22 protein-coding genes and 1 pseudogene are annotated in these 20693 nt (G+C 47.7%); 11 read left to right on the top strand and 12 right to left on the bottom strand.

The window, feature by feature from the left end; genetic code table 11:
- Positions 1–30: 30 nt before the first annotated feature.
- Together ACPUEK_RS02665 and ACPUEK_RS02670 are read right to left on the bottom strand one after the other, a co-directional pair.
- Positions 31–1122, bottom strand: coding sequence for a polyamine ABC transporter substrate-binding protein (locus tag ACPUEK_RS02665; RefSeq protein ID WP_425642247.1), 1092 nt, complete (start codon positions 1120–1122; stop codon positions 31–33).
- 111 nt (positions 1123–1233) lie between these two features.
- Positions 1234–2568 carry a glutamine synthetase family protein gene (locus ACPUEK_RS02670; protein WP_067219160.1) on the bottom strand — a complete coding sequence of 445 codons (1335 nt, stop codon included), beginning with the start codon at positions 2566–2568 and terminating at the stop codon, positions 1234–1236.
- Between the two features lie 562 nt (positions 2569–3130).
- On the opposite strand from ACPUEK_RS02670, the gene ACPUEK_RS02675 reads away from it, so the two are divergent.
- Positions 3131–3949, top strand: a complete 819-nt coding sequence (locus ACPUEK_RS02675) for a LuxR C-terminal-related transcriptional regulator (RefSeq protein WP_425642248.1) — start codon at positions 3131–3133, stop codon at positions 3947–3949.
- Positions 3950–4031: 82 nt separating this feature from the next.
- On the opposite strand, the gene ACPUEK_RS02680 is transcribed toward ACPUEK_RS02675, so the two are convergent.
- The gene (locus ACPUEK_RS02680) at positions 4032–5315 is read right to left on the bottom strand and encodes an NAD(P)/FAD-dependent oxidoreductase (RefSeq protein WP_067219154.1); all 1284 of its coding nucleotides are present in this window, start codon (positions 5313–5315) and stop codon (positions 4032–4034) included.
- Positions 5316–5429: 114 nt separating this feature from the next.
- Positions 5430–6920, bottom strand: a complete 1491-nt coding sequence (locus ACPUEK_RS02685; RefSeq protein WP_425642249.1) for an aldehyde dehydrogenase — start codon at positions 6918–6920, stop codon at positions 5430–5432.
- 215 nt (positions 6921–7135) lie between these two features.
- Between ACPUEK_RS02685 and aguB the strand changes: the two genes are divergently transcribed.
- Together aguB and aguA are read left to right on the top strand one after the other, a co-directional pair.
- A complete protein-coding gene (aguB, locus tag ACPUEK_RS02690; RefSeq protein WP_425642250.1) occupies positions 7136–8014 on the top strand; it encodes an N-carbamoylputrescine amidase in 879 nt (292 codons plus the stop codon).
- Positions 8015–8022: 8 nt separating this feature from the next.
- Positions 8023–9102, top strand: a complete 1080-nt coding sequence (gene aguA / locus ACPUEK_RS02695; RefSeq protein WP_425642251.1) for an agmatine deiminase — start codon at positions 8023–8025, stop codon at positions 9100–9102.
- Positions 9103–9176: 74 nt separating this feature from the next.
- On the opposite strand, the gene ACPUEK_RS02700 is transcribed toward aguA, so the two are convergent.
- Complete coding sequence (locus ACPUEK_RS02700; RefSeq protein ID WP_425642252.1) at positions 9177–9647, bottom strand: RDD family protein; 471 nt, start codon at positions 9645–9647, stop codon at positions 9177–9179.
- Between the two features lie 462 nt (positions 9648–10109).
- On the opposite strand from ACPUEK_RS02700, the gene ACPUEK_RS02705 reads away from it, so the two are divergent.
- Positions 10110–11546, top strand: coding sequence for an alanine/glycine:cation symporter family protein (locus tag ACPUEK_RS02705; protein ID WP_425642253.1), 1437 nt, complete (start codon positions 10110–10112; stop codon positions 11544–11546).
- A gap of 170 nt (positions 11547–11716) precedes the next feature.
- On the opposite strand, the gene ACPUEK_RS02710 is transcribed toward ACPUEK_RS02705, so the two are convergent.
- The 3 genes from ACPUEK_RS02710 to ACPUEK_RS02720 form a co-directional block, all read right to left on the bottom strand.
- A complete protein-coding gene (locus ACPUEK_RS02710) occupies positions 11717–11953 on the bottom strand; it encodes a hypothetical protein (protein ID WP_067219136.1) in 237 nt (78 codons plus the stop codon).
- A 186-nt stretch (positions 11954–12139) separates the two neighbouring features.
- Complete coding sequence (locus ACPUEK_RS02715; protein ID WP_067093871.1) at positions 12140–12403, bottom strand: Txe/YoeB family addiction module toxin; 264 nt, start codon at positions 12401–12403, stop codon at positions 12140–12142.
- The gene (locus ACPUEK_RS02720) at positions 12396–12650 is read right to left on the bottom strand and encodes a type II toxin-antitoxin system Phd/YefM family antitoxin (protein ID WP_067093868.1); all 255 of its coding nucleotides are present in this window, start codon (positions 12648–12650) and stop codon (positions 12396–12398) included. The genes ACPUEK_RS02715 and ACPUEK_RS02720 overlap by 8 nt, the downstream gene beginning before the upstream one ends.
- A 390-nt stretch (positions 12651–13040) precedes the next feature.
- Here ACPUEK_RS02720 and ACPUEK_RS02725 point away from each other — a divergent pair, with 390 nt between their 5' ends.
- Positions 13041–13367 (top strand): type II toxin-antitoxin system RelE/ParE family toxin, encoded by a 327-nt coding sequence (locus tag ACPUEK_RS02725; RefSeq protein WP_425642254.1) that lies wholly within the window; start codon positions 13041–13043, stop codon positions 13365–13367.
- Positions 13364–13639 (top strand): helix-turn-helix domain-containing protein, encoded by a 276-nt coding sequence (locus ACPUEK_RS02730; protein ID WP_067093865.1) that lies wholly within the window; start codon positions 13364–13366, stop codon positions 13637–13639. Before ACPUEK_RS02725 ends, ACPUEK_RS02730 begins: the two co-directional genes overlap by 4 nt.
- A 173-nt stretch (positions 13640–13812) precedes the next feature.
- On the opposite strand, the gene ACPUEK_RS02735 is transcribed toward ACPUEK_RS02730, so the two are convergent.
- Positions 13813–14118 (bottom strand): hypothetical protein, encoded by a 306-nt coding sequence (locus ACPUEK_RS02735; RefSeq protein WP_425642255.1) that lies wholly within the window; start codon positions 14116–14118, stop codon positions 13813–13815.
- A gap of 304 nt (positions 14119–14422) precedes the next feature.
- A pseudogene (locus tag ACPUEK_RS02740) lies at positions 14423–14911 on the bottom strand (IS91 family transposase); the annotation flags it as partial.
- A 97-nt stretch (positions 14912–15008) separates the two neighbouring features.
- Here ACPUEK_RS02740 and ACPUEK_RS02745 point away from each other — a divergent pair.
- Positions 15009–15332, top strand: a complete 324-nt coding sequence (locus tag ACPUEK_RS02745; protein WP_425642256.1) for a type II toxin-antitoxin system RelE/ParE family toxin — start codon at positions 15009–15011, stop codon at positions 15330–15332.
- Positions 15329–15604 carry a helix-turn-helix domain-containing protein gene (locus tag ACPUEK_RS02750; protein WP_425642257.1) on the top strand — a complete coding sequence of 92 codons (276 nt, stop codon included), beginning with the start codon at positions 15329–15331 and terminating at the stop codon, positions 15602–15604. The genes ACPUEK_RS02745 and ACPUEK_RS02750 overlap by 4 nt, the downstream gene beginning before the upstream one ends.
- Before the next feature lie 156 nt (positions 15605–15760).
- Here ACPUEK_RS02750 and ACPUEK_RS02755 read toward each other — a convergent pair whose 3' ends face one another.
- Complete coding sequence (locus ACPUEK_RS02755; RefSeq protein WP_425642258.1) at positions 15761–16774, bottom strand: hypothetical protein; 1014 nt, start codon at positions 16772–16774, stop codon at positions 15761–15763.
- 636 nt (positions 16775–17410) lie between these two features.
- On the opposite strand from ACPUEK_RS02755, the gene ACPUEK_RS02760 reads away from it, so the two are divergent.
- Together ACPUEK_RS02760 and ACPUEK_RS02765 are read left to right on the top strand one after the other, a co-directional pair.
- Positions 17411–17671: a type II toxin-antitoxin system Phd/YefM family antitoxin gene (locus ACPUEK_RS02760; RefSeq protein WP_067093856.1), complete on the top strand. Its 261-nt coding sequence runs from the start codon at positions 17411–17413 to the stop codon at positions 17669–17671.
- The gene (locus tag ACPUEK_RS02765; RefSeq protein ID WP_425642259.1) at positions 17668–17931 is read left to right on the top strand and encodes a type II toxin-antitoxin system mRNA interferase toxin, RelE/StbE family; all 264 of its coding nucleotides are present in this window, start codon (positions 17668–17670) and stop codon (positions 17929–17931) included. The genes ACPUEK_RS02760 and ACPUEK_RS02765 overlap by 4 nt, the downstream gene beginning before the upstream one ends.
- 13 nt (positions 17932–17944) lie before the next feature.
- Here ACPUEK_RS02765 and ACPUEK_RS02770 read toward each other — a convergent pair whose 3' ends face one another.
- On the bottom strand, positions 17945–18223 hold the full coding sequence (locus ACPUEK_RS02770) for a hypothetical protein (protein WP_425642260.1): 279 nt from the start codon (positions 18221–18223) through the stop codon (positions 17945–17947).
- Between the two features lie 591 nt (positions 18224–18814).
- Between ACPUEK_RS02770 and ACPUEK_RS02775 the strand changes: the two genes are divergently transcribed.
- The gene (locus ACPUEK_RS02775; RefSeq protein ID WP_425642261.1) at positions 18815–20683 is read left to right on the top strand and encodes a methylated-DNA--[protein]-cysteine S-methyltransferase; all 1869 of its coding nucleotides are present in this window, start codon (positions 18815–18817) and stop codon (positions 20681–20683) included.
- Positions 20684–20693 lie beyond the last annotated feature (10 nt).

The raw sequence follows: 20693 nt of genomic DNA on the forward strand, positions 1-20693 counted from the left end.
AAGGGCACCGCCTAGCAACGTCGCGTGAGCTTAACGACCGGTTTTGATATTGGTCCAAGCACGCGTTAACGAACGGTCAAAGCGCGATGTGTGCGCCGACTGTACGTATAGATTTTCTTTTACCGCTTGCGGAGGGTAGATGCCTTTATTGTTCGCTACGTCGTCATTGAGCATCGACTCAGCGGCTGTATTCGGTACCGCGAAGTACACATAGTTTGAGATCGCCGCAGCGATGTCCGCTTTTAAGATAAAGTCGATGAATTTATGCGCTGCTTCTGGGTGAGGGGCATCGGCAGGAATCGCCATCAAGTCGAACCACGCCACCGTGCCTTCTTTCGGAATCACAAATTCAATGTCTACGCCCTGTCCCGCTTCGGTAGCACGACTTTGCGACTGCAATACATCGCCGTTGTAACCCACTGAGACACACACATCACCGTTGGCCAGATCAGAAATGTACTGACTCGAATGGAAGTACTTAATGCTCTCACGAAGACCCGCCATCAGTTTAGCCGAGGCTTCCAGCTCACCTTTGTCTTCCGAATTTGGATCTACGCCGCGATAGTTATTCACGACAGACATCATTTCAGCTGGGGAATCCAACACGGTAATGCCACAGTCCGCCAGTTTTGCCGCTGTATTGGGGTCAAACAGAACATCCCAAGAATCGATCTCAGTAGTCCCCAGACGCTCTTCGATCATTTTGGTGTTGTAGCCAATCCCAATGGTGCCCCATGCGTAAGGAATATTGTATTGGTTGCCAGCATCATGCTGCTCAATCGTCTTCGCCAAGGTCTGGTCGAGGTTGGCGTAGTTGCTTAGCTTGCTCTTATCGATTTTCTGGTACACGCCAGCCTGTACTTGACGCTCAAAGAAAGAGTTAGACGGCATGACAACATCGTAGCCAGAACCGCCCGCCATCAGCTTGGCTTCTAGCACTTCATTGCTGTCATACACGTCGTAATTCACCTTGATACCCGTTTCTTTGGTGAATTGATCCAAAGCGCCCGGCGCCATATAGTTTGACCAGTTATAAACGTTGACCACGTCCTCTGCATAACTGCTTGCAGCAAAGGTCGACACAGCACCAGCGATCAAAAAACTTAATGTATTACGTTTCATATTGGGGACTCCCATTATAGGCCAACTGTTATTGGCCTGTTCCAGTTGTGACATTATTTTTTGTTCTTGGAGGCTTTGAGACTCTCTTGTTATTTATTCAGGGTAACGCGCTTATAAATAGGCTTCATATTCCACATTGGATATGCGCGCATAAATTTTTTGTTGTTCCTGTTCTTTGGCCGAGCCATAAACACGGACAAATTCAGGCCCTAAGTAATCCAGTAAAAAGGCGCTATCCAGAAACGATTCAGACGCCAACTCCCATCGATTAGGCAGTGCTTCAAAGCGTTCAGACATCGCGTAGGCATCGCCTTCAATAGGTTCTGGAGGCGACATTTTCGCTTCTATGCCATGTAAGGCAGCGCCCAAGACGGCGGCTAAAACAAGGTAAGGATTCGCATCGGCGCCCGAGACACGGTGCTCGATACGGCGTGCAATGTTTTCGCTTTCAGGAATACGAACGGCTACGGTGCGGTTTTCATAGCCCCAGCTGGCGAAGGTAGGTGCATGAGCGCCATTTTGAAAACGGCGATAAGAGTTTAAATGCGGCGCAAACACCAGCATAGAATCTGACATGTGATTGAGCAGTCCGGCCACGGCTTGTTTTAACAAACTTGAGCCTTCTTCCGTGCCATTGTCGAACACGTTATTGCCCTTTTCATCCAGCAAGCTGAAATGTACATGGAACCCATTACCACTCTTATCCGCGTACGGTTTCGCCATGAAGGTCGCGCCGAAATCATGTTGGCGAGCCACGCCTTTGATTAAACGCTTGAACATGATCGCGTGGTCCGCAGCAAGCACGGCATCATCGGTGTGCTTCATATTAATTTCGAATTGGCCTGGGCCTAATTCCGAAATGATCGTATCCGCTGGAATGCCTTGCGCTTCACAGGCAGCACGTACTTCGGCGAAAAAGCCTTCTAGGCCATCCATTTCTTCAATGGAATAACAATCTGTCTTGCTAAGACGACAGCCATTGCCATCCACAATGACCGGTGGCGAAGGGACACGCTTGGCTTCAGACGAACCATCCAACAGGTAAAACTCTAATTCTGTTGCCACCACTGGGGTATAACCGAGATCTTTAAAGCGCTTTACGATGCGCGTTAGGATTTGACGAGGATCTGGGTAAAACGGTGTGCCATCGGCATTAAACATCATCGCTAAGAGCTGATCACGTGCCGACTCGGCCCACGGTACAGAAATCGGTGCATCATGAACGGGTAAACAAATACCGTCGCTGTCGCCTGTCTCAAACACCATGCCATTTTCAAGCACGTCATCTCCCCAGTGGTCAAAACCGATGACAGAGTGAGGCAATTTCACTCCTTGCGTCATCACGCTTTTCAAACCACTCGAAGGCATACGCTTACCGCGCAAGTTACCGTTAAGATCTGTAATGAACAAATCAAACTCATTGTTGCTATCGTAAATATCCGACATAAAAAGCTCTCTTATGAAATTAGTCTTACTGCGGGAGACTCTTTAACGCATGAATAGCCGAACTTTAATTCGAGTTAAGCATTAAATCAGTGATTTCAGGTTAGGTTCTCTCGATATAACTCACTGTAACCCGAGCAAATGATGCGAGTAACTATCCCCGATTAGGTATATGCAATAAGGCACTATTTGTATAAAAACTACTCTAATAGGATTACAGTTATTTATCTTTGCTGCTCTAAAGGCATTGATATATAGGCACTTTGATAAGGAAGCAGACCTAAATGGAGCGAACCTGCGCATCTTAAACCGAAAAATATTTCGGGTTATCCGATTTATTTTTACTACACGGACAGATACAAAGTCGATGTATTTTTGTCTGACTAAGAGCACATTCCTAGACGGGATAAGAAAATAAAAACCGACATTTTGATCGATTTATAGAGGATGCGTTAAGACCTGAAAACTGGCGCACAAGTTGCTTCATTTAAGCCAGCGTCAGGACGGCTAGGCTTGCTTGACCCGTCACACCGTATTCGATCCAAGTAGAAGAGGCGTTATACTCATGCAAACAAACACCTTACGAGGACAGCTAGGTCTTTCAGAAATCATGAAGGATTTAGCCACACTGACCTGTCACGTTCGTGTGCCTAGCTTTCCAAGTGTATTAGAAGGGGTTTTAAGCAATCTATGCTACTTTGACACCATTATCGTGGTGACTTATAAAAAAGCACTGAAACCACTGCTCATTTATCCCTCCGACCCAGCGGAGCAAAGCCAAACCTTACGCACGTATTTAAATCAGGCGTATTTACTCGACCCTGTGTTTAACTCGATCCAACAAGGCATTGCACCCGGCATTTATCGTTTGGTGGATATGGCGCCCGATTCATTTGAAGAAACGGAGTATTACCAGTCCTGCTATCAAAAGTTTGATTTGGTCGATGAGATCAACATCTTGGTGGACTTGGATAAAAACACCACCTGCGCCGTGTCTCTGGGGCGTAAAAAAACGATTGGCTCTGTGCGCCGTACAGAGCTGAATAATCTAAAAACCGTATTCCCTATGTTGGAAGCGTTAATAGGGCAGTTTTGGATGGCGCAAGCAGGGGAGTTTATTGAGCGAGCACCGTCTACCGGGCCGCTTAAACATGCACTGAAAACCTTTGCTCAAGGTGTTTTAACGACCCGCGAGCAGGAGATACTCGGGCTATTACTGAAAGGGCACTCATCAAAGTCCATTGCCAACGAACTGGGCATCAGCGCTGGCACAGTTAAGGTGCATCGTAAAAACATTCATGCGCGCTTGGACACCTCCACACAATCTGAAATTTTCACGCTATTTCTCAGTCACTTAGACGCATTAGACCGAGAAGTTGTATAACTGAATGCGATCACTGCCGAATGTATAAACACAAAACAGCCGCTCATGAGCGGCTGTTTTCATTTCTTTATCCGTGACCCCACTAGATGCCTAATCGATCACGCATGTTGTAGTACGCCGCACCAACAACGGTGTAGGGCACGCGTAACATGCGACCGCCTGGGAACTGATACTGTGGCATGCTGGCGAACACATCAAAGCGTTCGGTATCACCGTCTATCGCATCCGATAAGATTTCGCCCATCAAATGTGAATTGGTCACGCCATGGCCAGAGTAGCCTTGTGCGTAGTACAAGTTCTCGCCGATTTTACCGACCTGAGGCATGCGCATCATGGTCAACAGGAAGTTACCGGTCCACGCAAAATCGATTTTTGTGCCTTTCAACATCGGATAGGTTTTCAGCATCTTCGGCACAATGATCGACTCAATTTCACCTGGATCACGCGCGCCATAGGTGGTGCCGCCGCCATAAATTAGACGTCCATCGCCGGATAAGCGGTAGTAATCCAGCACATAGTTACAGTCTTCTACACAACGATCCGTTGGTAACAGTTGTTTTTGCATCTCAGGCGATAACGGCTCGGTAGCAATCACTTGTGTGCCACAAGGCATGGCCTTTTTCTCGATCTCTGGCAATATGCCAAAGATGTACGCATTACCTGCGACGACGATTTTATCGGCAATCACAGAACCTTGTTTGGTCACGACTTTGCCTGGCACACCTTTTTCTAAACGCACCACTTCTGAGTCTTCGAAGATCAGTCCTCCAAGGCTTTCAAAGGCTTGTGCTTGGCCTAAAACAAGGTTTAACGGTTGAATATGGCCGCCTTTGCGATCCAGTAAACCACCCTCGTAGCGATCGCTACCAATGTGGTCTTGAATCGTAGAGGAAGTCAGTAGCTCAAGTTCATTGTGGCCATGAGACTCCCACAATGCTTGCTTGGCTTTTAGCTCTTCAAATTGCTTTTTATTGCAGGCCGCAAAGACGTTGCCGTGTTTTAAGTCGCAATCAATATTGTATTTTTCAATGCGATGACGGATCAGATCGGCCCCAGCAAAGGCCATTTTCGCCATTTTCTGGCCAATATCCTCACCGTAATTATCAAAGATGTAATCAATATCTCGGTTGAAGCTGTTAACGATTTGACCGCCGTTACGACCCGAGGCGCCAAAACCAATACGACTGCCTTCAACGACAATCACACGTTTGCCTTTTTCGGCCAACGCCAGCGCAGTAGAAATGCCGGTAAATCCAGCCCCCACCACACAGACATCGCAACGGTGCTCGCCGGTTAACTGCGGACGCGGTGTTTTGTCGTTTGCGGAGGCCGCATAATAAGAGTTTGCATGAGTAGGAGATGACATAATAAACGACCTTCCAAAGCTTAAAGACTGATAATAGGTTTATGGCAGGCTTCGCCTGCCGCCCTCGTTTTAAACGCTGAGAGGGCGATAAACGGTGGTTAGCAACCCCAATATTTATTTGAGACTGATCCACGTATTTTTGAGTTCGGTGTATTTCTCTAGTGCGTGCCATGATTTATCACGGCCATTACCAGAGGCTTTAACGCCACCAAATGGCACTGTACTATCACCATCGCCCCAAGTGTTTACCCACACCATGCCCGACTCTAAAAGACGACTAACACGATGCGCACGGCCTAAGTCGTTGGTCCATACAGAGGCCCCTAACCCGTATTTAGAGTCATTTGCCAGCGCAATCGCCTCGTCTTCGCTGTCAAATCCCATGACGGCTAACACTGGGCCAAAAATTTCTTCGCGGACAAATTCCATCTCATGCGTCGCGTCGGTAAAAATAGTTGGCTTAGCGTAGAAGCCTTGCCCCGCTTGATACTCAGGTACGCCACCTAAGGCTAACGTCGCCCCATCCGCGATGGCACTTTCAATAAAACGCGTCACGGTATCCAGCTGGGCTTTGTCGACCATCGGCCCCATTTTGGTTGCAGGGTCCAAAGGGTCGCCCGGCACATACGCTTTGGCCGCCTCCAGTAGCGCCACCATGAATTCGTCTTTGATGCTGTTTTGCACATACAAACGCGAACAAGCGATACAGACTTCGCCTTGATTAGTAAAGATGGCCGTTGCGGCGCCTTTCGCGGCCGCTTGAATGTCTTTGCAGTCTTCAAACACCAAGCACGGGGATTTACCACCGGCTTCGAGCCATACGCGCTTCATATTGGACTGACCCGCATATTGCATCAGCATTCCGGCGACACGGCTGGAACCAGTGAAAGCCAACGTGCCAATATCGTGGTGCAACGCAAGGGCTTTACCAGCGGTGTGACCATAACCGGGGAGGACATTGAAGACACCATCTGGGACCCCCGCTTGCGTTGCTAACTCGGCAATTCGTAACGCACTCAACGGCGACTTTTCAGAGGGTTTCAGGATAACGCAATTGCCCGCTGCCAGCGCAGGCGCAATCTTCCACATCACCATCATCAAAGGGTAATTCCATGGTGTGATGATCGCTACCACACCTAATGCTTCGCGACTGATCAACGCTAGATTGTCTTTATTGGTTGGCGCAATTTCGCCATACAGTTTATCGATGCATTCCGCCGACCAACGTAGGGAGTCGATCGAGTCTGGTACATCAATATTGACCATTTCAGAAATGGATTTCCCCATATCTAAGGTATCGATTAACGCCAACTCGTCTTGATGCTGCTCCAGTAAATCAGCCCACTTTTGTAAAATGCGCTTGCGTTTACTCGGTGCCATATCCGACCAAGTACCGCTTTTAAAGGCCGCTTTCGCCACATCCACAGCGATGTCGACATCCGCCGCATCACAGCTGGCAACGTTTCCCAGTAAGCGCTCGTCAGTCGGATTAATGCAGGCGAATGTGTCACCGCTTTGCGCTGGCGTGAAACGTCCATTGATGTAGGCCTGCGTCGACAGGGACAGTTCCTGTTGAAGTGTTTGCCATTGTTGATAGGTTTTCATTCGTCCGTCCTTTCTCTGACGCTCACGGGGAACGTGTAGTGAATTGCTAGGGTTCTAAGTTAACTGAGTGCCATCCTATCTCACCATATCCCCGTGGGGGTATATCGTTTTTTTAGCAGCTCACTAAGATGAGGCAGTACGTCAAAGCAAACTCTTTGCCGATTTGTTTATTACAATAACTGTACCCATCTGGGTGATGATCTGGAGAGCACACTATGTCAAAAGTAACGGTGGCGGCCACACAAATGCACTGTACTTGGGATCAACAGGACAACCTCAGCCGTGCTGAAAAGTTGATTCGCAACGCGGCCTCGCAAGGCGCACAAATTATTTTGATCCAAGAGCTTTTTGAGACGCCGTATTTTTGTATTGAGATTCATGAGCCTTACCATGACTTGGCCACCACACTTGCTGAAAATGAGGCATTCCAGCGTTTTACCACTCTGGCCAAAGAGCTTAATGTGGTCTTGCCGTTCAGCTGGTTTGAAAAAGCAGGGCAAGTTCGCTTTAACTCCGTCGCCATGATCGATGCCGGTGGTGAGTTACTGGGCGTATATCGTAAAACACATATCCCAGACAGCGATGGCTACTTAGAAAAATACTACTTCAGCCCTGGGGATACCGGCTTTAAAGTATGGCAAACCAAGTTCGGTTGCGTTGGTGTAGGCATCTGTTGGGATCAGTGGTTCCCTGAAACCGCACGCTCTATGGCCTTAATGGGTGCGGATATCTTATTGTTCCCAACTGCGATAGGCTCTGAACCTAGCCAACCACAGCTTGATACCATGCCACACTGGACCAACACCATGCGCGGTCATGCCGCCGCCAACCAAGTACCTGTGATTGCCTCCAACCGTATTGGCAAGGAAACCGCTCAGCATCGCGATTTAGAACTGACGTTCTACGGGTCTTCATTTATTTGTGATGAAACTGGCGAGCTTGTTCAACAAGCCAACCGCGACAGCGAAGACGTGTTAGTCCACACCTTCGATCTTGCGCACATACGCACTCAGCGCAAAGCGTGGGGCTTATTCCGAGATCGTCGTCCAGAGCATTACGATGTGATCAAAACCCTTGATGGACAAGTCAAATAGGAGCCGCTATGCAAGTACCTACCCCTAAAGCAGACGGTTTTTGGATGCCGGGAGAGCATAGCCCTCTTGCCAGCGTGTGGCTGGCGTGGCCCACTCGACCAGACAACTGGCGCAAACAAGCCGCACCAGCACAGGCGATCTTCGCGCATTTCATCAAATGCCTAAGCCGCTACGTCACCGTCAAAGTCGCCGTCCTGCCGGAGCAAGAGACACAAGCAAGAGCCATGCTGCCAGATCAGGTACAGATTTTTCCGATGGCCTATAACGATGCGTGGATGCGGGACATTGGCCCGACCATGGTCATCAACAACGCCGGCGAGAAGCGTGCCGTCAATTGGCAGTTTAACGCATGGGGTGGGGAGCTTGATGGGCTCTACGATGACTGGTCAGACGACGAAACCGTTGGCATACGTATCTCCGAACATGAAGATGTGGTGTGCTACAACGCCCCGCTTATTCTTGAAGGTGGCTCCATTCACTGCGATGGAGAAGGTACCGTCTACACCACCGAAGAATGTCTACTGCACCCCAGTCGTAACCCAGATTTAAGCCGTGCAGAGATCGAAGCGTATCTCATGGATTACTTGGGCATCGAAAAAGTCATCTGGCTGCCATTAGGTTTATTCAACGATGAAACCAATGGCCACATTGACAACATCCTGCATGTGGTCAAACCCGGCGAAGTGATCCTGACCGTCTGTGACGACAACGCGGATCCGCAATACGCCATCAGCCAAAAAGCGTTAGACGTACTGGCCAACGAAACCGATGCCAAGGGGCGGAAGATCAAAGTGCATCAGATGCCGCTTCCGGGACCACTCTACATGTCTCAAGAAGAAGCCGCAGGCTTAGTACAACCGGACCGTATGGCACGCGAAGCAGGCGAACGTCTCGGCGGATCGTACGCGAACTTCTTAATCTGCAACGACGCCATCTTCTACCCGCAACTGGACAGCACACAAGATGAACGCGCGAAAGACGTCTTAGCAACCGCCTTTCCAGAGCATACGTTAGTGGGCATTCCCTCACGCGAAATCCTACTCGGCGGTGGGAACTTGCACTGCATTACCCAGCAAATACCTGCGTAACCAACACGCCTAACACACAAAAGCCACGCCTGATACAGGCGTGGCTTTTTTTGGTTACTTTCATCTGAACCCAATTACTTCACGGAAAACTTTACGATTTCAACACCTCTATTAACCGGACGTATCACGACTGTACCAGCAAGCTTATCATGCCACGCTTGTTTCTTTTTATCCCAAGCGACCCAGAAAAAACCAAGACCAAAGGGCAGCATTGAAATAAAATAGCCAAAATAACGAATGATTGACTGCTTTATTGTTGGAACGTTACCTGTAGCGGCATCGAGTATTCTGGCTTTGATCACCATTTTACCTGGGGTAGCTGATTTATAAATCCAAAACAAAACTGTTACGACAATAGGCAGCACCCAACTAATAATAAAATCAGGCAACCCTATAATGAACTGATCTGAGCTCCAATACTGACTGCCATAGATTGTATGTAACATTGGAAATGTAAATACAATTATTAAAATACTGTCAATAAATGACGCACCACATCTTGCCCAAAACCCAACGTACTCTTGTGTTGATTCGAATGCTTCCATTTCAGTCCTATTCATCCTTACTACTCCATTTTCAAAAATCTTAAATCCCTAATGTTCTGCTACGCTGATGCGTTATCACACACAGACTTGAGTGCCGCATTATAAGCCAATTGACCGATAATCAGCACATGCCTAAAGCAAGAAGCCAACTAATTCCCCTACTACCACTGTGTTTCACGCTGTGTAAGACGCGTCTTTCTCTGCGGTGAAGACATCAGATTAAGGAAAAGCTACGAGAATCACCGTTGGCGGTTCGAGATTGTTTTCATCTTACCCAAACCATCTGATCCCAATTACCCAATGATTTTAGTCACTTAGTGTTTGCACTCTTTTTGTCCAGTTGATCGACTTTATAATTGCTATGTTTAGTGTCGCGCTGTCTTTGCGTGCTTCCAGGGAAGGGGCGCTCGATCCTATGCTCCATGTGCTTTCCCTACATAAAAACATAATATGGAGAGTCTTATGGCCGCTATTATTGATACATTAAACAATCTATTTTGGGGTTATATCCTCATTTATGGCTTGCTCGCGGTCGGTGTATTCTTCACCATCCGACTCGCATTTATTCAAATCCGACACTTCCCAGAGTTCATTCGCACCATCATGCGCACTCCACAAAACGACCGTGGCGGTATTTCTCCTTTTCAAGCACTTTGCACCAGCCTTGCTTCTCGTGTCGGCACCGGCAACATGGCAGGCGTGGCTGTTGCACTCGTCTTAGGTGGCCCAGGCGCGATTTTCTGGATGTGGATGGTTGCATTGATTGGTATGGCAACCGCCTATGCTGAGAGCACTTTGGCGCAGCTTTATAAAGTGCGCGACGCCAACGGCCAGCTACGCGGCGGCCCTGCATTCTATATTGCTAAAGGCCTAAAAGCCCCGTGGGCTGGAGCGCTGTTCTCATTGGCATTGATTCTTGCCTTTGGTTTAGTGTTTAACGCCGTGCAAGCCAACTCAATTGCTGGCGCAATGGAAGAAGCCTTTAACATCCCTAAACTGGCAACCGGCTTTGTCATCATGGCGCTGGCTGCTGTGGTAATTTTCGGTGGCATCAAGAAAATTGCCCGTGTTGCCGAGATCCTTGTTCCGTTTATGGCGGGCGCCTACTTGCTATTGGCGCTGTTCGTGATTGTCGTCAATATTGAAGAAGTACCTGCCGCACTGGCACTGATTGTGAAAAGTGCCTTCGGCTTTGAGCAAGCGGCAGGTGGCGTCGCGGGTGCCTTACTAAACGGTGTAAAACGTGGTTTGTTCTCAAACGAAGCGGGCATGGGGTCGGCGCCGAACATCGCAGCCGTCGCGACACCCTATCCGCATCATCCATCGTCTCAAGGCATGGTGCAGTCACTCGGTGTGTTCATTGATACCTTGCTTGTCTGTACTGCCACGGCATTGATGATCTTACTGTCAGGCGCAATGGGTACAGATGAAACCGGCATTATGCTCACACAAACAGCCCTTGATGAGCACCTAGGCGGCTTTGGTAGCTACTTTGTTGCCATTGCGATTTTGTTCTTTGCCTTTACATCCATCATTGGTAATTACAGCTACGCAGAAAATGCGCTCACGTACCTCAAATGGGCGACCAAGCCCGGTATTTTCATTCTACGTGTCTTGGCATTAGCCATGATCCCTTGGGGGGCATACCAAAGTGTTGCGATGGTCTTCAATGCCGCCGATGCGGCCATGGGGCTGATGGCAACCATCAACTTAATCGCCATCGTCATGTTGTCAGGCGTGGTCGTGAAACTGACCAAAGACTTCTTCAAGCAACGTAAAACTCACATCCCTGTCTTTGATGCCAGAGAATACCCTGAGCTGAAAGACCAGATCGATGAAAACATCTGGAATGAAAACAACGAAGATGAAACCCAAGACATCCCCACGACGAAATCGTAACGATTTGCCTGTCTAACAAAAACGGCCTCATCGGAGGCCGTTTTTGTGCTAATCATTGTCAAATAGAAAGAGGTACAGACCTGATAAGTCTAAAAGACCTTAAACAACGCGTCTTGTCGAACATTGGTTATTTTTCATCTGCCCCCAGTAACCGTTCAAGCTGAGCAATGCTAAAGACCTTCTTTCGCTCGCGAGATGGCAGCTTCAACAGCCGCCAATGCTTGAGGACTATTTTTCCAACAGCTGGTTCTCAGCATTGAAGCCACCATTTCTGCGACATTTTTTGCAGTGTGCGCAGATAACGCCTCGAAGGAATCAATGCCGATTTCTTCAAACCTCCTAACCACAGTAGGCCCAACACCTTTCACCGCTAACAAAGCGGCTTTTTCAGATTCTGAGAACCCCACGACTCATCTCCTTGTAGCAGCATAACGCCCGCTTAAACGGTGAAAACTTAATGGCGCTTATTTTGGGCTATTTTTCATCTGCCCCCGATTACTTCAATGACCCACCATCTCAAGCTTGTCTTTATATATAACAACTAATCTCATGCGTATTCCTTGAATACTTAACGCCCAAAGAAAGGGTAATTACTAGTAATGATAACGGCACGAAATAACCGTAATTGCTGTATCATCCACGGCATATACCAAACGATTGGTATCATCTATTCTGCGAGACCAGAAGCCTGAAAGGTTTTCTTTAAGAGGTTCCGGTTTTCCAATCCCAGCAAATGGAGTGCGCTTTACATCGGCAATTAGCTTATTGATACGTTTCAAGGTTTTCTTGTCTTGAGTCTGCCAATAAACGTAACCATTCCAAGCTTCATCAGTCCATGATAATAGCCTGTCACTCATCAATAAGTTCTCGCTGGGTCGTTTTACCCGCTTTAAACTGTGCAATTGAACGATTTAAGTGTTCAGCGTTCGCTGGAGAACGAAGTAAATGAACCGTTTCCATAAGACTGTTGTAGTAATCCAATGACATTACCACAGCATCTTCAGAGTCACGACGAGTGATTACAGTCGTATCCGCATCGTTAATGACATTATCCAAAACGGCTTTTAGGCTATTTCGGGCTTCGGTAAAAGAGACTATTCTCATTTTGCACCTCACTTGTACAATATATGGGACAAGTTTAGTTTAAGACTAAGTACATGTACAGGATATTGTGCATCACTTTACAGTGCTGCTAATGCCGCAATAACCGGCGCGAAGTAGTAGCGTCCGGCTCAGCAGGCGCGTAGTTGATTGCTCTTAACGCAAGTGATTCCACTCCGAAGCAGTAGCACCACAGTAGAAGCACTGGAAACTATCGTAATCCATGCCAAGAATATCCAATGCTTCTTTTACTTGCTCATTTGTTGGAACAATTATTGGGACTATTTTTCATCTGACCCAAATTACTTCTGGTTTTAGCACTAATAGGATTGTTGAAAAAACAACCAACCAAAGTTATCATAAAGTATAACTTTTCATGGAGGGAATCATGAGTTGGAAGTTACAGTTTTACAGTTTTACAGTGGCGTTGAAGAGTCAATCTTATCAATGCCACCCAAAATACAAGCAAGAATGATTCGATTATTAGAGCTCATGGAGCGCCACGGTGCCAACCTAGGTTCTCCCCATACAGAGCCGATGGGCGATGGATTATTCGAGATACGGGCAAAAGCACAGGAAGGTATTGGACGAGGCTTGTTTTGCTACTTAAAAGGTAATGAAATTATAGTCTTGCACGCATTTGTCAAAAAAAGCCAGAAGACGCCTAGAAAAGAATTGACCATAGCCAAGCAAAGACAAAAAGAGGTGCAATCGAAATGAGTTTAAAAGATCTCAAACAACGTGCTTTGTCGAACCCTGAGGTACGTGACGAATACCACAACTTAGAAAGCGAGTTTTCCTTAATCGATCAACTGCTTTCCATGCGCACCAAAGCTGGCCTTACTCAAGAACAAGTCGCCGAACGTATGCACACGCAAAAAAGCAATATTAGTCGACTAGAGCGAGGCAACGCCAACCCAAGCTGGCTGACGTTACTTAAGTACGCCAAAGCCTGTGGATTTGAACTGGGGTTGGAAGTTAAGAAGCGATAAGGGGGCGGGCAGTTACGGCTATTTTTCATCTGACCCCGATTACTTGCACGCGCCGTAACAAGCTGGTGGAGAACGATGGAAACATAACGCCCAGCTAAGTGGAAAATTGACGTTTGCCATAATCGCGAAGCGATGGCAGGCGGTAATTTTTCCGACTTTAGCTGCTTGTTAGCTTACATTTTGCTAGTTGCTAATTTAGTGATGTATTCACCTGCGGACTTATAGCTAATACCAGTTGTATTAAATAGACCATATACCGCACCATACCCCTGAAAATATTCACTAATATCAGATAAAGGCCCACCTTCGTAGCCATGTGTTTTTAAGTAATCGGTACATGCATCTGACCACCTTTCAATCCAAGTAGATGGAAAGCCATAACTATCTTCATCCGATACAATCCCGAACTCATTCAAGTGGTCTACTACTTTCTTAACCAACTCAATATCCCAATTAGTTAAATGATCTAAAGTGGTCATAATATTCCTTGTAAGCTAACAATTAAGGGTTATACGGCAGCGTAGCTGCGGCTATAACCCACTGTTGAACGGCTGCGTTGTCTATATAGGGGATTTGCTTTTTTCATGGTAGGACGTCCCTGTAAAATAACTCGCTTAATACCAAAGTCTGTTTGGACTATGCCGCTTCAGATCGTCTTTGATCGCCGCTATGTTGGTTCATAATAAACCCTTTTGTAGCGTGATTTGACTTGTGAGGCAAGCGATTCCCTCAGGCCTTTTGACCTGATCTGTTTTTATACGCTGATCTCGCCGTTTGCTAACGCTAACTGCTATTGTCCCATGACAACATGGGGACCATTTTTGCCGCTTTATTCTCAGTGACATCACCAAGATACATCACAGCACGCTCGCCACAAGCAGGACACGAACATCCTGATTCAGCTGCCTTTTCACTGTCGTTCTTGGTTCGCGGTTCGTATATCTCTAACTGATTATCTACCCGCTTCTTCACCTTGGCTCTTATGGCATTCGATAAACAGCCATAGTGCCTGATTCTCATAAATCCTTTGGGTAAGACATGCAGTAAAAAACGCCTTACCAGTTCTTGTGGCGTGAGTGTTAAAAGCGATTGCTTGCCGGAACGATAGTCTCGATATTGAAGGCTGATTTTGTCGTTGTTCCACACTTGGAAGCGGTTGTTAGATAAGGCAATACGATGGCTATAGCGTGCTAAATACGTCACCAAGGTCGAGCGATATTCAAGCGCTGATTTGCAATAGACCACCCAAGGCTTTTGCATCAAAACATTCAGTGGTTATTTTCATCCGACCCCGATTAGCTTGAGTAGAATTGTTGAAAAAACAACCAACAAAAGTTATCATAAAGGATAACTTTTCATGGAGGGAATCATGAGTTGGAAGTTACAGTTTTACAGTGGCGTTGAAGAGTCAATCTTATCAATGCCACCCAAAATACAAGCAAGAATGATTCGATTATTAGAGCTCATGGAGCGCCACGGTGCCAACCTAGGTTCTCCCCATACAGAGCCGATGGGCGATGGATTATTCGAGATACGGGCAAAAGCACAAGAAGGTATTGGACGAGGCTTGTTTTGCTACTTAAAAGGTAATGAAATTATAGTCTTGCACGCATTTGTCAAAAAAAGCCAAAAGACGCCTAAAAAAGAATTGACCATAGCCAAGCATAGACAAAAAGAGGTGCAGTCGAAATGAGTTTAAAAGATCTCAAACAACGTGCTTTGTCGAACCCTGAGGTGCGTGACGAATACAACAACTTAGAAAGCGAGTTTTCCTTAATCGATCAACTGCTTTCCATGCGCACCAAAGCTGGCCTTACTCAAGAACAAGTCGCCGAACGCATGCACACGCAAAAAAGCAACATTAGCCGACTAGAGCGAGGCAACGCCAACCCAAGCTGGCAGACTTTACTTAAGTACGCCAAAGCCTGCGGATTTGAGCTAGGGTTGGAAGTTAAGAAGCGATGAGGGGGCGGGCAGTTAAGTTTTGTTCCTGCCCACGCCCAGCTAAGCCGCCGGAACGGAGTTGATTGTTTTGTGCAAGCGTAGCGGTAACGCACAAAACGAGCAACGCAGTGAAGGTCGGTTTGAGCTGTTTGTTAGTACAAACCCAAAAGCCGGCACTTAGGAAAGCCAGTTGAAACTTTGAAGTATGGCGGTAGCCGATGAAATAATTGATTTTATAGACTTTGCGGAGCTATCAACGTGCTTTAGCTCTCCTGATACCTTTTGCAGAGCGGATTCACTTTGCTTAATTGCACTTATCGCGACTGTGGTATTCCCCTGTTTTTCTGCAAACTCTAAATCTTCGATTACACTTTTAAGAAGCTCACTATGGTCAGGCGCAGCTTCGATTAGTTCGGCGACTTTATCGCGATACAGCCTTAATTCCTCAATCTTAACGAGCATCTCTCCTCTATCAGAATATGCTTCGCACTTACATGGATCAGAGCTACAAACAGGGCACGAATTGTAGTAGTAGGTAATAAAACTATCCTGTAAGCTTTCTCCTAAATAGTAGATTCCCCAAGCGGATAATATCCATGCAAAGCAATCAGCAAGCTCATTTTCAATTTCAATTTTATTTTTTGTTCCTTTACAAAACGAAGTGTATGCTTCGTGAACCTCCCCTAGCTCCTCTAGAAGCCTAAAGAAATGAAAAGTTGGCCCTGCAGCCTTCCAAATATGTGTATTTGCAGGATATAGATCGTTTGTCTTTTTAACAAATGAGTCAATCGAAGGGTTAGGGTTTGCCGACCTAGCAATATTATATTTAATACCAAGCTCTTCCTGTATTTTCCATTCTTTTATATACGAAACAGGCTTCTTATTTGTTTTTGAGCAAACGCAGGGGCTCGTAATGCAATAGGGGCAAACTTCAGGGTATTTCCGCAAATATGACTCTTGAAGATCAATTTCTAATTTATTAGCTATAGCAAAAAGCCAAGAAAATGTTTTTATAAAGTTTTGGACACAATTTTGTTTCCTTGGTATGGCTCGAGAGAGGTACGAAACATTCCTAAACAGGTATGAAAAGATGTACTCTACATCACGACCCGCATTGACATCGCCGTACAGGCTTTTCAGGTATTCTTGTAGATCAGAGACTGTTTCTGGTTTGTTTTTCAATTCTTTCAATTTCGACTCCCTCTATGGTTACTTAGTGTACTAACAGCTTAATAGCGCGAATGCTCGTTTATGCAACATACCGTACGTGCGGGTTATTCTGTTTAGCACCTTAAGGCTAAGGTTGCTAAACATTTGATTATTACAGGGTTAAAAAGAATCTTCAGGCGCTCTCTCACTGTAAAAACAAGTATGCGCGTTTTTCTAAATAACCGTGCGAGTCAGGGAGAGGAAAAGATGTGTAGCTCTCGTCTTCCTTGACGCTATGCTGACACACTAATCTATTTTCAAATGAGTGCCAATCAAAACAGGCTAATAGTAGTTTGAACCCTGCTTATTATCATCTAGGACGCTGCTTTGTCCCCGATACAATCGGGTCGTACAAAAGCCTTGCTAGCGATGTCATGCGTTTGATTCGCGCTGACGGTCTCGGCACGAGACATTGCGCAAGCGAAGGAAATGCATGGCATTGCAAACCAGTAGGTTAGATGCGAAGCGGGGGCGGGGTCCCTCGCGCAGCGAGGTCGTACAACGTGTCCCCGATAGCTTAAAAAGCGACCAATAGTTTATCTGAATAGCTAAATACTAATATACTTCTCAAAATACTAAGTGGTACGCTTTATGGTACGTTCATAGAGGATATTCATCATGGTAACCATGACGGCGACAGAAGCTCGAAAATCATTTTTCGAGTTGATTAAACAAACCAATCAGCAGCACGAGATCATTGAGGTACAACATAAGACTGGCAATGCGGTGATCATGTCTGCAGAAGACTACGAAAGTTTGCAAGAAACGCTACATTTGCTGTCACAACCCCATTTCAAACAGACATTCGATCAATCTGTTAAAGAAGCCGATGAAGGCCAAACCGATAGCTTTGACGATGTGTTTGGGGAACCTCTGTGACAGAGAAGCCCTACCATATAGAGTTCACCAAACAGGCGCAAAAGGATATTGCCAAGCTAACCCCAAAGCTTAAGGACAAGCTAAAAGATATTCTGCGCCACAAAATCTCTGTCGCTCCTGAAACTGGCAAGCCACTCGTCGGCGACCTAAAGGGCTATTACTCGGTTCGCTTAAGCTTTCAAGACAGAATCGTCTACCGGATCGAGAATGGCCGCTGTGTCGTGGTGATTATCAGAGCACGGTCACATTACGGGGAGTGAATACTCCTAGCTATCATACAATCGGGTCGTACAAACGCTTTGCTAAGCGATGCCATGCATTTGGTTCGCGCTGACGGTCTCGGCACGAGACATTGCGCAAGCGAAGGAAATGCATGGCAGCTCCAACCAGCAGATGTGAAGCGAAGCGGGGGCGGGTTCCCTCGCACAGCGAGGTCGTACTACGTGTCCCCGATACAATCGGGTCGTACAAACGCTTTGCTAAGCGATGCCATGCGTTTGATTCGCGCTGACGGTCTCGGCACGAGACATTGCGCAAGCGAAGGAAATGCATGGCTGCTCCAACCCGCAGATGAGAAGTGGAGCAGGGGTGGATTCCCTCGCGCAGCGAGGTCGTACAACGTGTCCCCGATACAATCGGGTCGTACAAATGCTTTGCTAAGCGATGCCGTGAGTTTGATTCGCGCTGACGGTCCCGACACGAGACATTGCGCAAGCGAAGGAAATGCATGGCATTGCAAACCAGCAGGTTAGATGCGGAGCGGGGGCGGGTTCCCTCGCGCAGCGAGGTCGTACTACGTGTCTCCGATACAATCGGGTCGTACAAATGCTTTCCTAAGCGATGTCATGCGTTTGATTCGCGCTGACGGTCTCGGCATGAGACATTGCGCAAGCGAAGCAAATGCATGGCAGCTCAAACCAACAGATGTGAAGCGGAGCGGGGGCGGATTCCCTCGCACAGCGAGGTCGTACAACGTGTCCCCGATACAATCGGGTCATACAAACGCTTTGCTAAGCGAAGCAAATGCGTGGTATCGCCAACCCACAGATGTGAAGGGGTTCTATTGAGTTCCGATTTCGTCGCATGTTTTCGGGGGTGTTGCTTTACACTGTTGCTGACACTCTTTTTTAATGGGTAATCGGGATGAGCAGTAATACGCTTTCTAGTCAGCAGCGATCGGCCTTTCAGCAAGCAAGGCTGGCGCGTGATCCGCGCTTTGACGGGACATTTTTCGTGGCGGTCAAAAGTACGGGGATTTTCTGTCGTCCTATTTGCCCTGCGCGTTTGCCGAACGAATCCAACGTTGCCTACTATCTGCAAGCACTTGAAGCGATGCGCGATGGTTTTCGACCGTGCTTACGTTGCCGACCCGACAGTGCGCCCGGTTCCTGTGCTTGGCAGGGCGTTCAAACCACGGCCACGCGAGCGCAAACGCTGCTGTCGAATCTGCCACCGGAGCCGATTAGCACGATTGCCGAGCGTTTGGGCATCTCCGAGCGTTACTTACATAAATTGATTCATGCCGAGTTAGGCCTGTCGCCTAAGAGCGTTCAGCTTTACCATCAGCTAATGTTTGCTAAGCGTTTGTTGCAGCAAACCCGTCTGCCGATTGAGGATGTGGCATCGAGCGTTGGCTTTCACTCCGCCAGACGTTTGCAGAGCGCGATGAAAAACCATTGGTCATTAACCCCTTCGCAACTGCGTCGCGCCAACCCCGACGGCTTAGAACAAGCTGTGCCTCAGTTAACGCTCTTTCTTGCGTATCGTCCGCCTTACCCATGGGCGATGGTTCGGGACTTCTTGCGTAGGCGCGCTATTACCAAGGTAGAAGAGGTGCGTGATAGCAGCTATCGACGTGTATTTAGCGAGGATGGCGTCAATGGTTGGATTTATGCAGAGCATCAACCCGAGCACAATGGGTTTGCAGTGAGCGTATCGATTGATACGTTGCAAGCGGCACCTAACATACTGGCGACGTTAACGCGCGTGCTCGACCTCAATGCCGATCCTGATCTTATTTTCCAAGCGCTCTTGTCGGCGGGCATCAACCCTGATGAGGCGGTCGAAGGGCTGCGGTTACCTGGTGTTTGGAGTGTGTTTGAAGCAGGGTGCCGAGCCATTTTAGGTCAGCAAGTGGCGGTGAAAGCGGCCATTTCCCAAATCAACAAACTGACTCAAGCCTTAGGGCAAGACAATGGCTTCGGCCTGACGTTTCCGACGCCAGAGGCGGTCGCGGCCAGTGACCTAGCCTTTTTTAAAATGCCGCAAGCGAGAAAAAACACCTTGCGAGCGTTTGCCCATTATATGGCCACTACCGACACCAAAGACTTTTCGCCCGACGCCGTACTCGCGTTAAAAGGCATTGGCCCTTGGACGCTGGATTATATAATGATGCGCGGATTGAGCGACCCAGACAGAACGTTAGCCGGCGACTTAATCGTGCGCACTATGACCGATACGCTGCCGATCCAACCTGAGCGCGCGGCACCCTGGCGCAGTTATTTAGCCATTCAGTTGTGGCACATGGCCGATGTCATCAAAAATAAGGAGCCTGCTATGTACAACCAATACCTTCAAAGCCCATGTGGACTGATTCATATTCAAGCGACTGAGGAGGGCATTACGGCGATTCGATTTGTCGAAGCGTCGGGCGCGCATACGTCGAATCCATCTGAGCTGACCATCGAAGCCTGCCGCCAGCTTGATGCGTATTTTGCGGGCCAGCTGACGGTGTTTGATTTGCCGCTGGCGGCTCAAGGAACGCCGTTTCAGCAAAGCGTTTGGCAAGCGCTCTGCGCCATACCTTTTGGTGAAACACGCAGCTATCAAGACATCGCGAATGCCATCGACAACCCGAAAGGCGTGCGTGCGGTGGGGCTCGCCAATGGCAAAAACCCGATTTCCATTGTGGTACCGTGCCACCGAGTGATCGGCAGCAACGGTAAACTCACAGGCTATGCGGGCGGGCTCGAACGCAAAGCCGTGCTATTGGAACTGGAAGGCGTCCATTAAACCAGCGTCT

The sequence above is a fragment of the Marinomonas gallaica genome (assembly GCF_049821165.1).
GTDB lineage: Bacteria > Pseudomonadota > Gammaproteobacteria > Pseudomonadales > Marinomonadaceae > Marinomonas > Marinomonas gallaica.

Bases quoted from the DNA above. Each gene is read 5' to 3' on its own strand.
- ACPUEK_RS02750 (WP_425642257.1), top strand. From the start codon at position 15,329: ATGAGTTTAAAAGATCTCAAACAACGTGCTTTGTCGAACCCTGAGGTG.
- ACPUEK_RS02665 (WP_425642247.1), bottom strand. From the start codon at position 1,122: ATGAAACGTAATACATTAAGTTTTTTGATCGCTGGTGCTGTGTCGACC.
- ACPUEK_RS02705 (WP_425642253.1), top strand. From the start codon at position 10,110: ATGGCCGCTATTATTGATACATTAAACAATCTATTTTGGGGTTATATC.
- ACPUEK_RS02770 (WP_425642260.1), bottom strand. From the start codon at position 18,223: ATGCATTTCCTTCGCTTGCGCAATGTCTCGTGCCGAGACCGTCAGCGC.
- aguA (WP_425642251.1), top strand. From the start codon at position 8,023: ATGCAAGTACCTACCCCTAAAGCAGACGGTTTTTGGATGCCGGGAGAG.
- ACPUEK_RS02700 (WP_425642252.1), bottom strand. From the start codon at position 9,647: ATGGAAGCATTCGAATCAACACAAGAGTACGTTGGGTTTTGGGCAAGA.
- ACPUEK_RS02715 (WP_067093871.1), bottom strand. From the start codon at position 12,403: ATGAGTGACAGGCTATTATCATGGACTGATGAAGCTTGGAATGGTTAC.
- ACPUEK_RS02760 (WP_067093856.1), top strand. From the start codon at position 17,411: ATGGTAACCATGACGGCGACAGAAGCTCGAAAATCATTTTTCGAGTTG.
- ACPUEK_RS02670 (WP_067219160.1), bottom strand. From the start codon at position 2,568: ATGTCGGATATTTACGATAGCAACAATGAGTTTGATTTGTTCATTACA.
- ACPUEK_RS02730 (WP_067093865.1), top strand. From the start codon at position 13,364: ATGAGTTTAAAAGATCTCAAACAACGTGCTTTGTCGAACCCTGAGGTA.
- aguB (WP_425642250.1), top strand. From the start codon at position 7,136: ATGTCAAAAGTAACGGTGGCGGCCACACAAATGCACTGTACTTGGGAT.
- ACPUEK_RS02720 (WP_067093868.1), bottom strand. From the start codon at position 12,650: ATGAGAATAGTCTCTTTTACCGAAGCCCGAAATAGCCTAAAAGCCGTT.
- ACPUEK_RS02735 (WP_425642255.1), bottom strand. From the start codon at position 14,118: ATGACCACTTTAGATCATTTAACTAATTGGGATATTGAGTTGGTTAAG.
- ACPUEK_RS02680 (WP_067219154.1), bottom strand. From the start codon at position 5,315: ATGTCATCTCCTACTCATGCAAACTCTTATTATGCGGCCTCCGCAAAC.
- ACPUEK_RS02675 (WP_425642248.1), top strand. From the start codon at position 3,131: ATGCAAACAAACACCTTACGAGGACAGCTAGGTCTTTCAGAAATCATG.
- ACPUEK_RS02745 (WP_425642256.1), top strand. From the start codon at position 15,009: ATGAGTTGGAAGTTACAGTTTTACAGTGGCGTTGAAGAGTCAATCTTA.
- ACPUEK_RS02775 (WP_425642261.1), top strand. From the start codon at position 18,815: ATGAGCAGTAATACGCTTTCTAGTCAGCAGCGATCGGCCTTTCAGCAA.
- ACPUEK_RS02685 (WP_425642249.1), bottom strand. From the start codon at position 6,920: ATGAAAACCTATCAACAATGGCAAACACTTCAACAGGAACTGTCCCTG.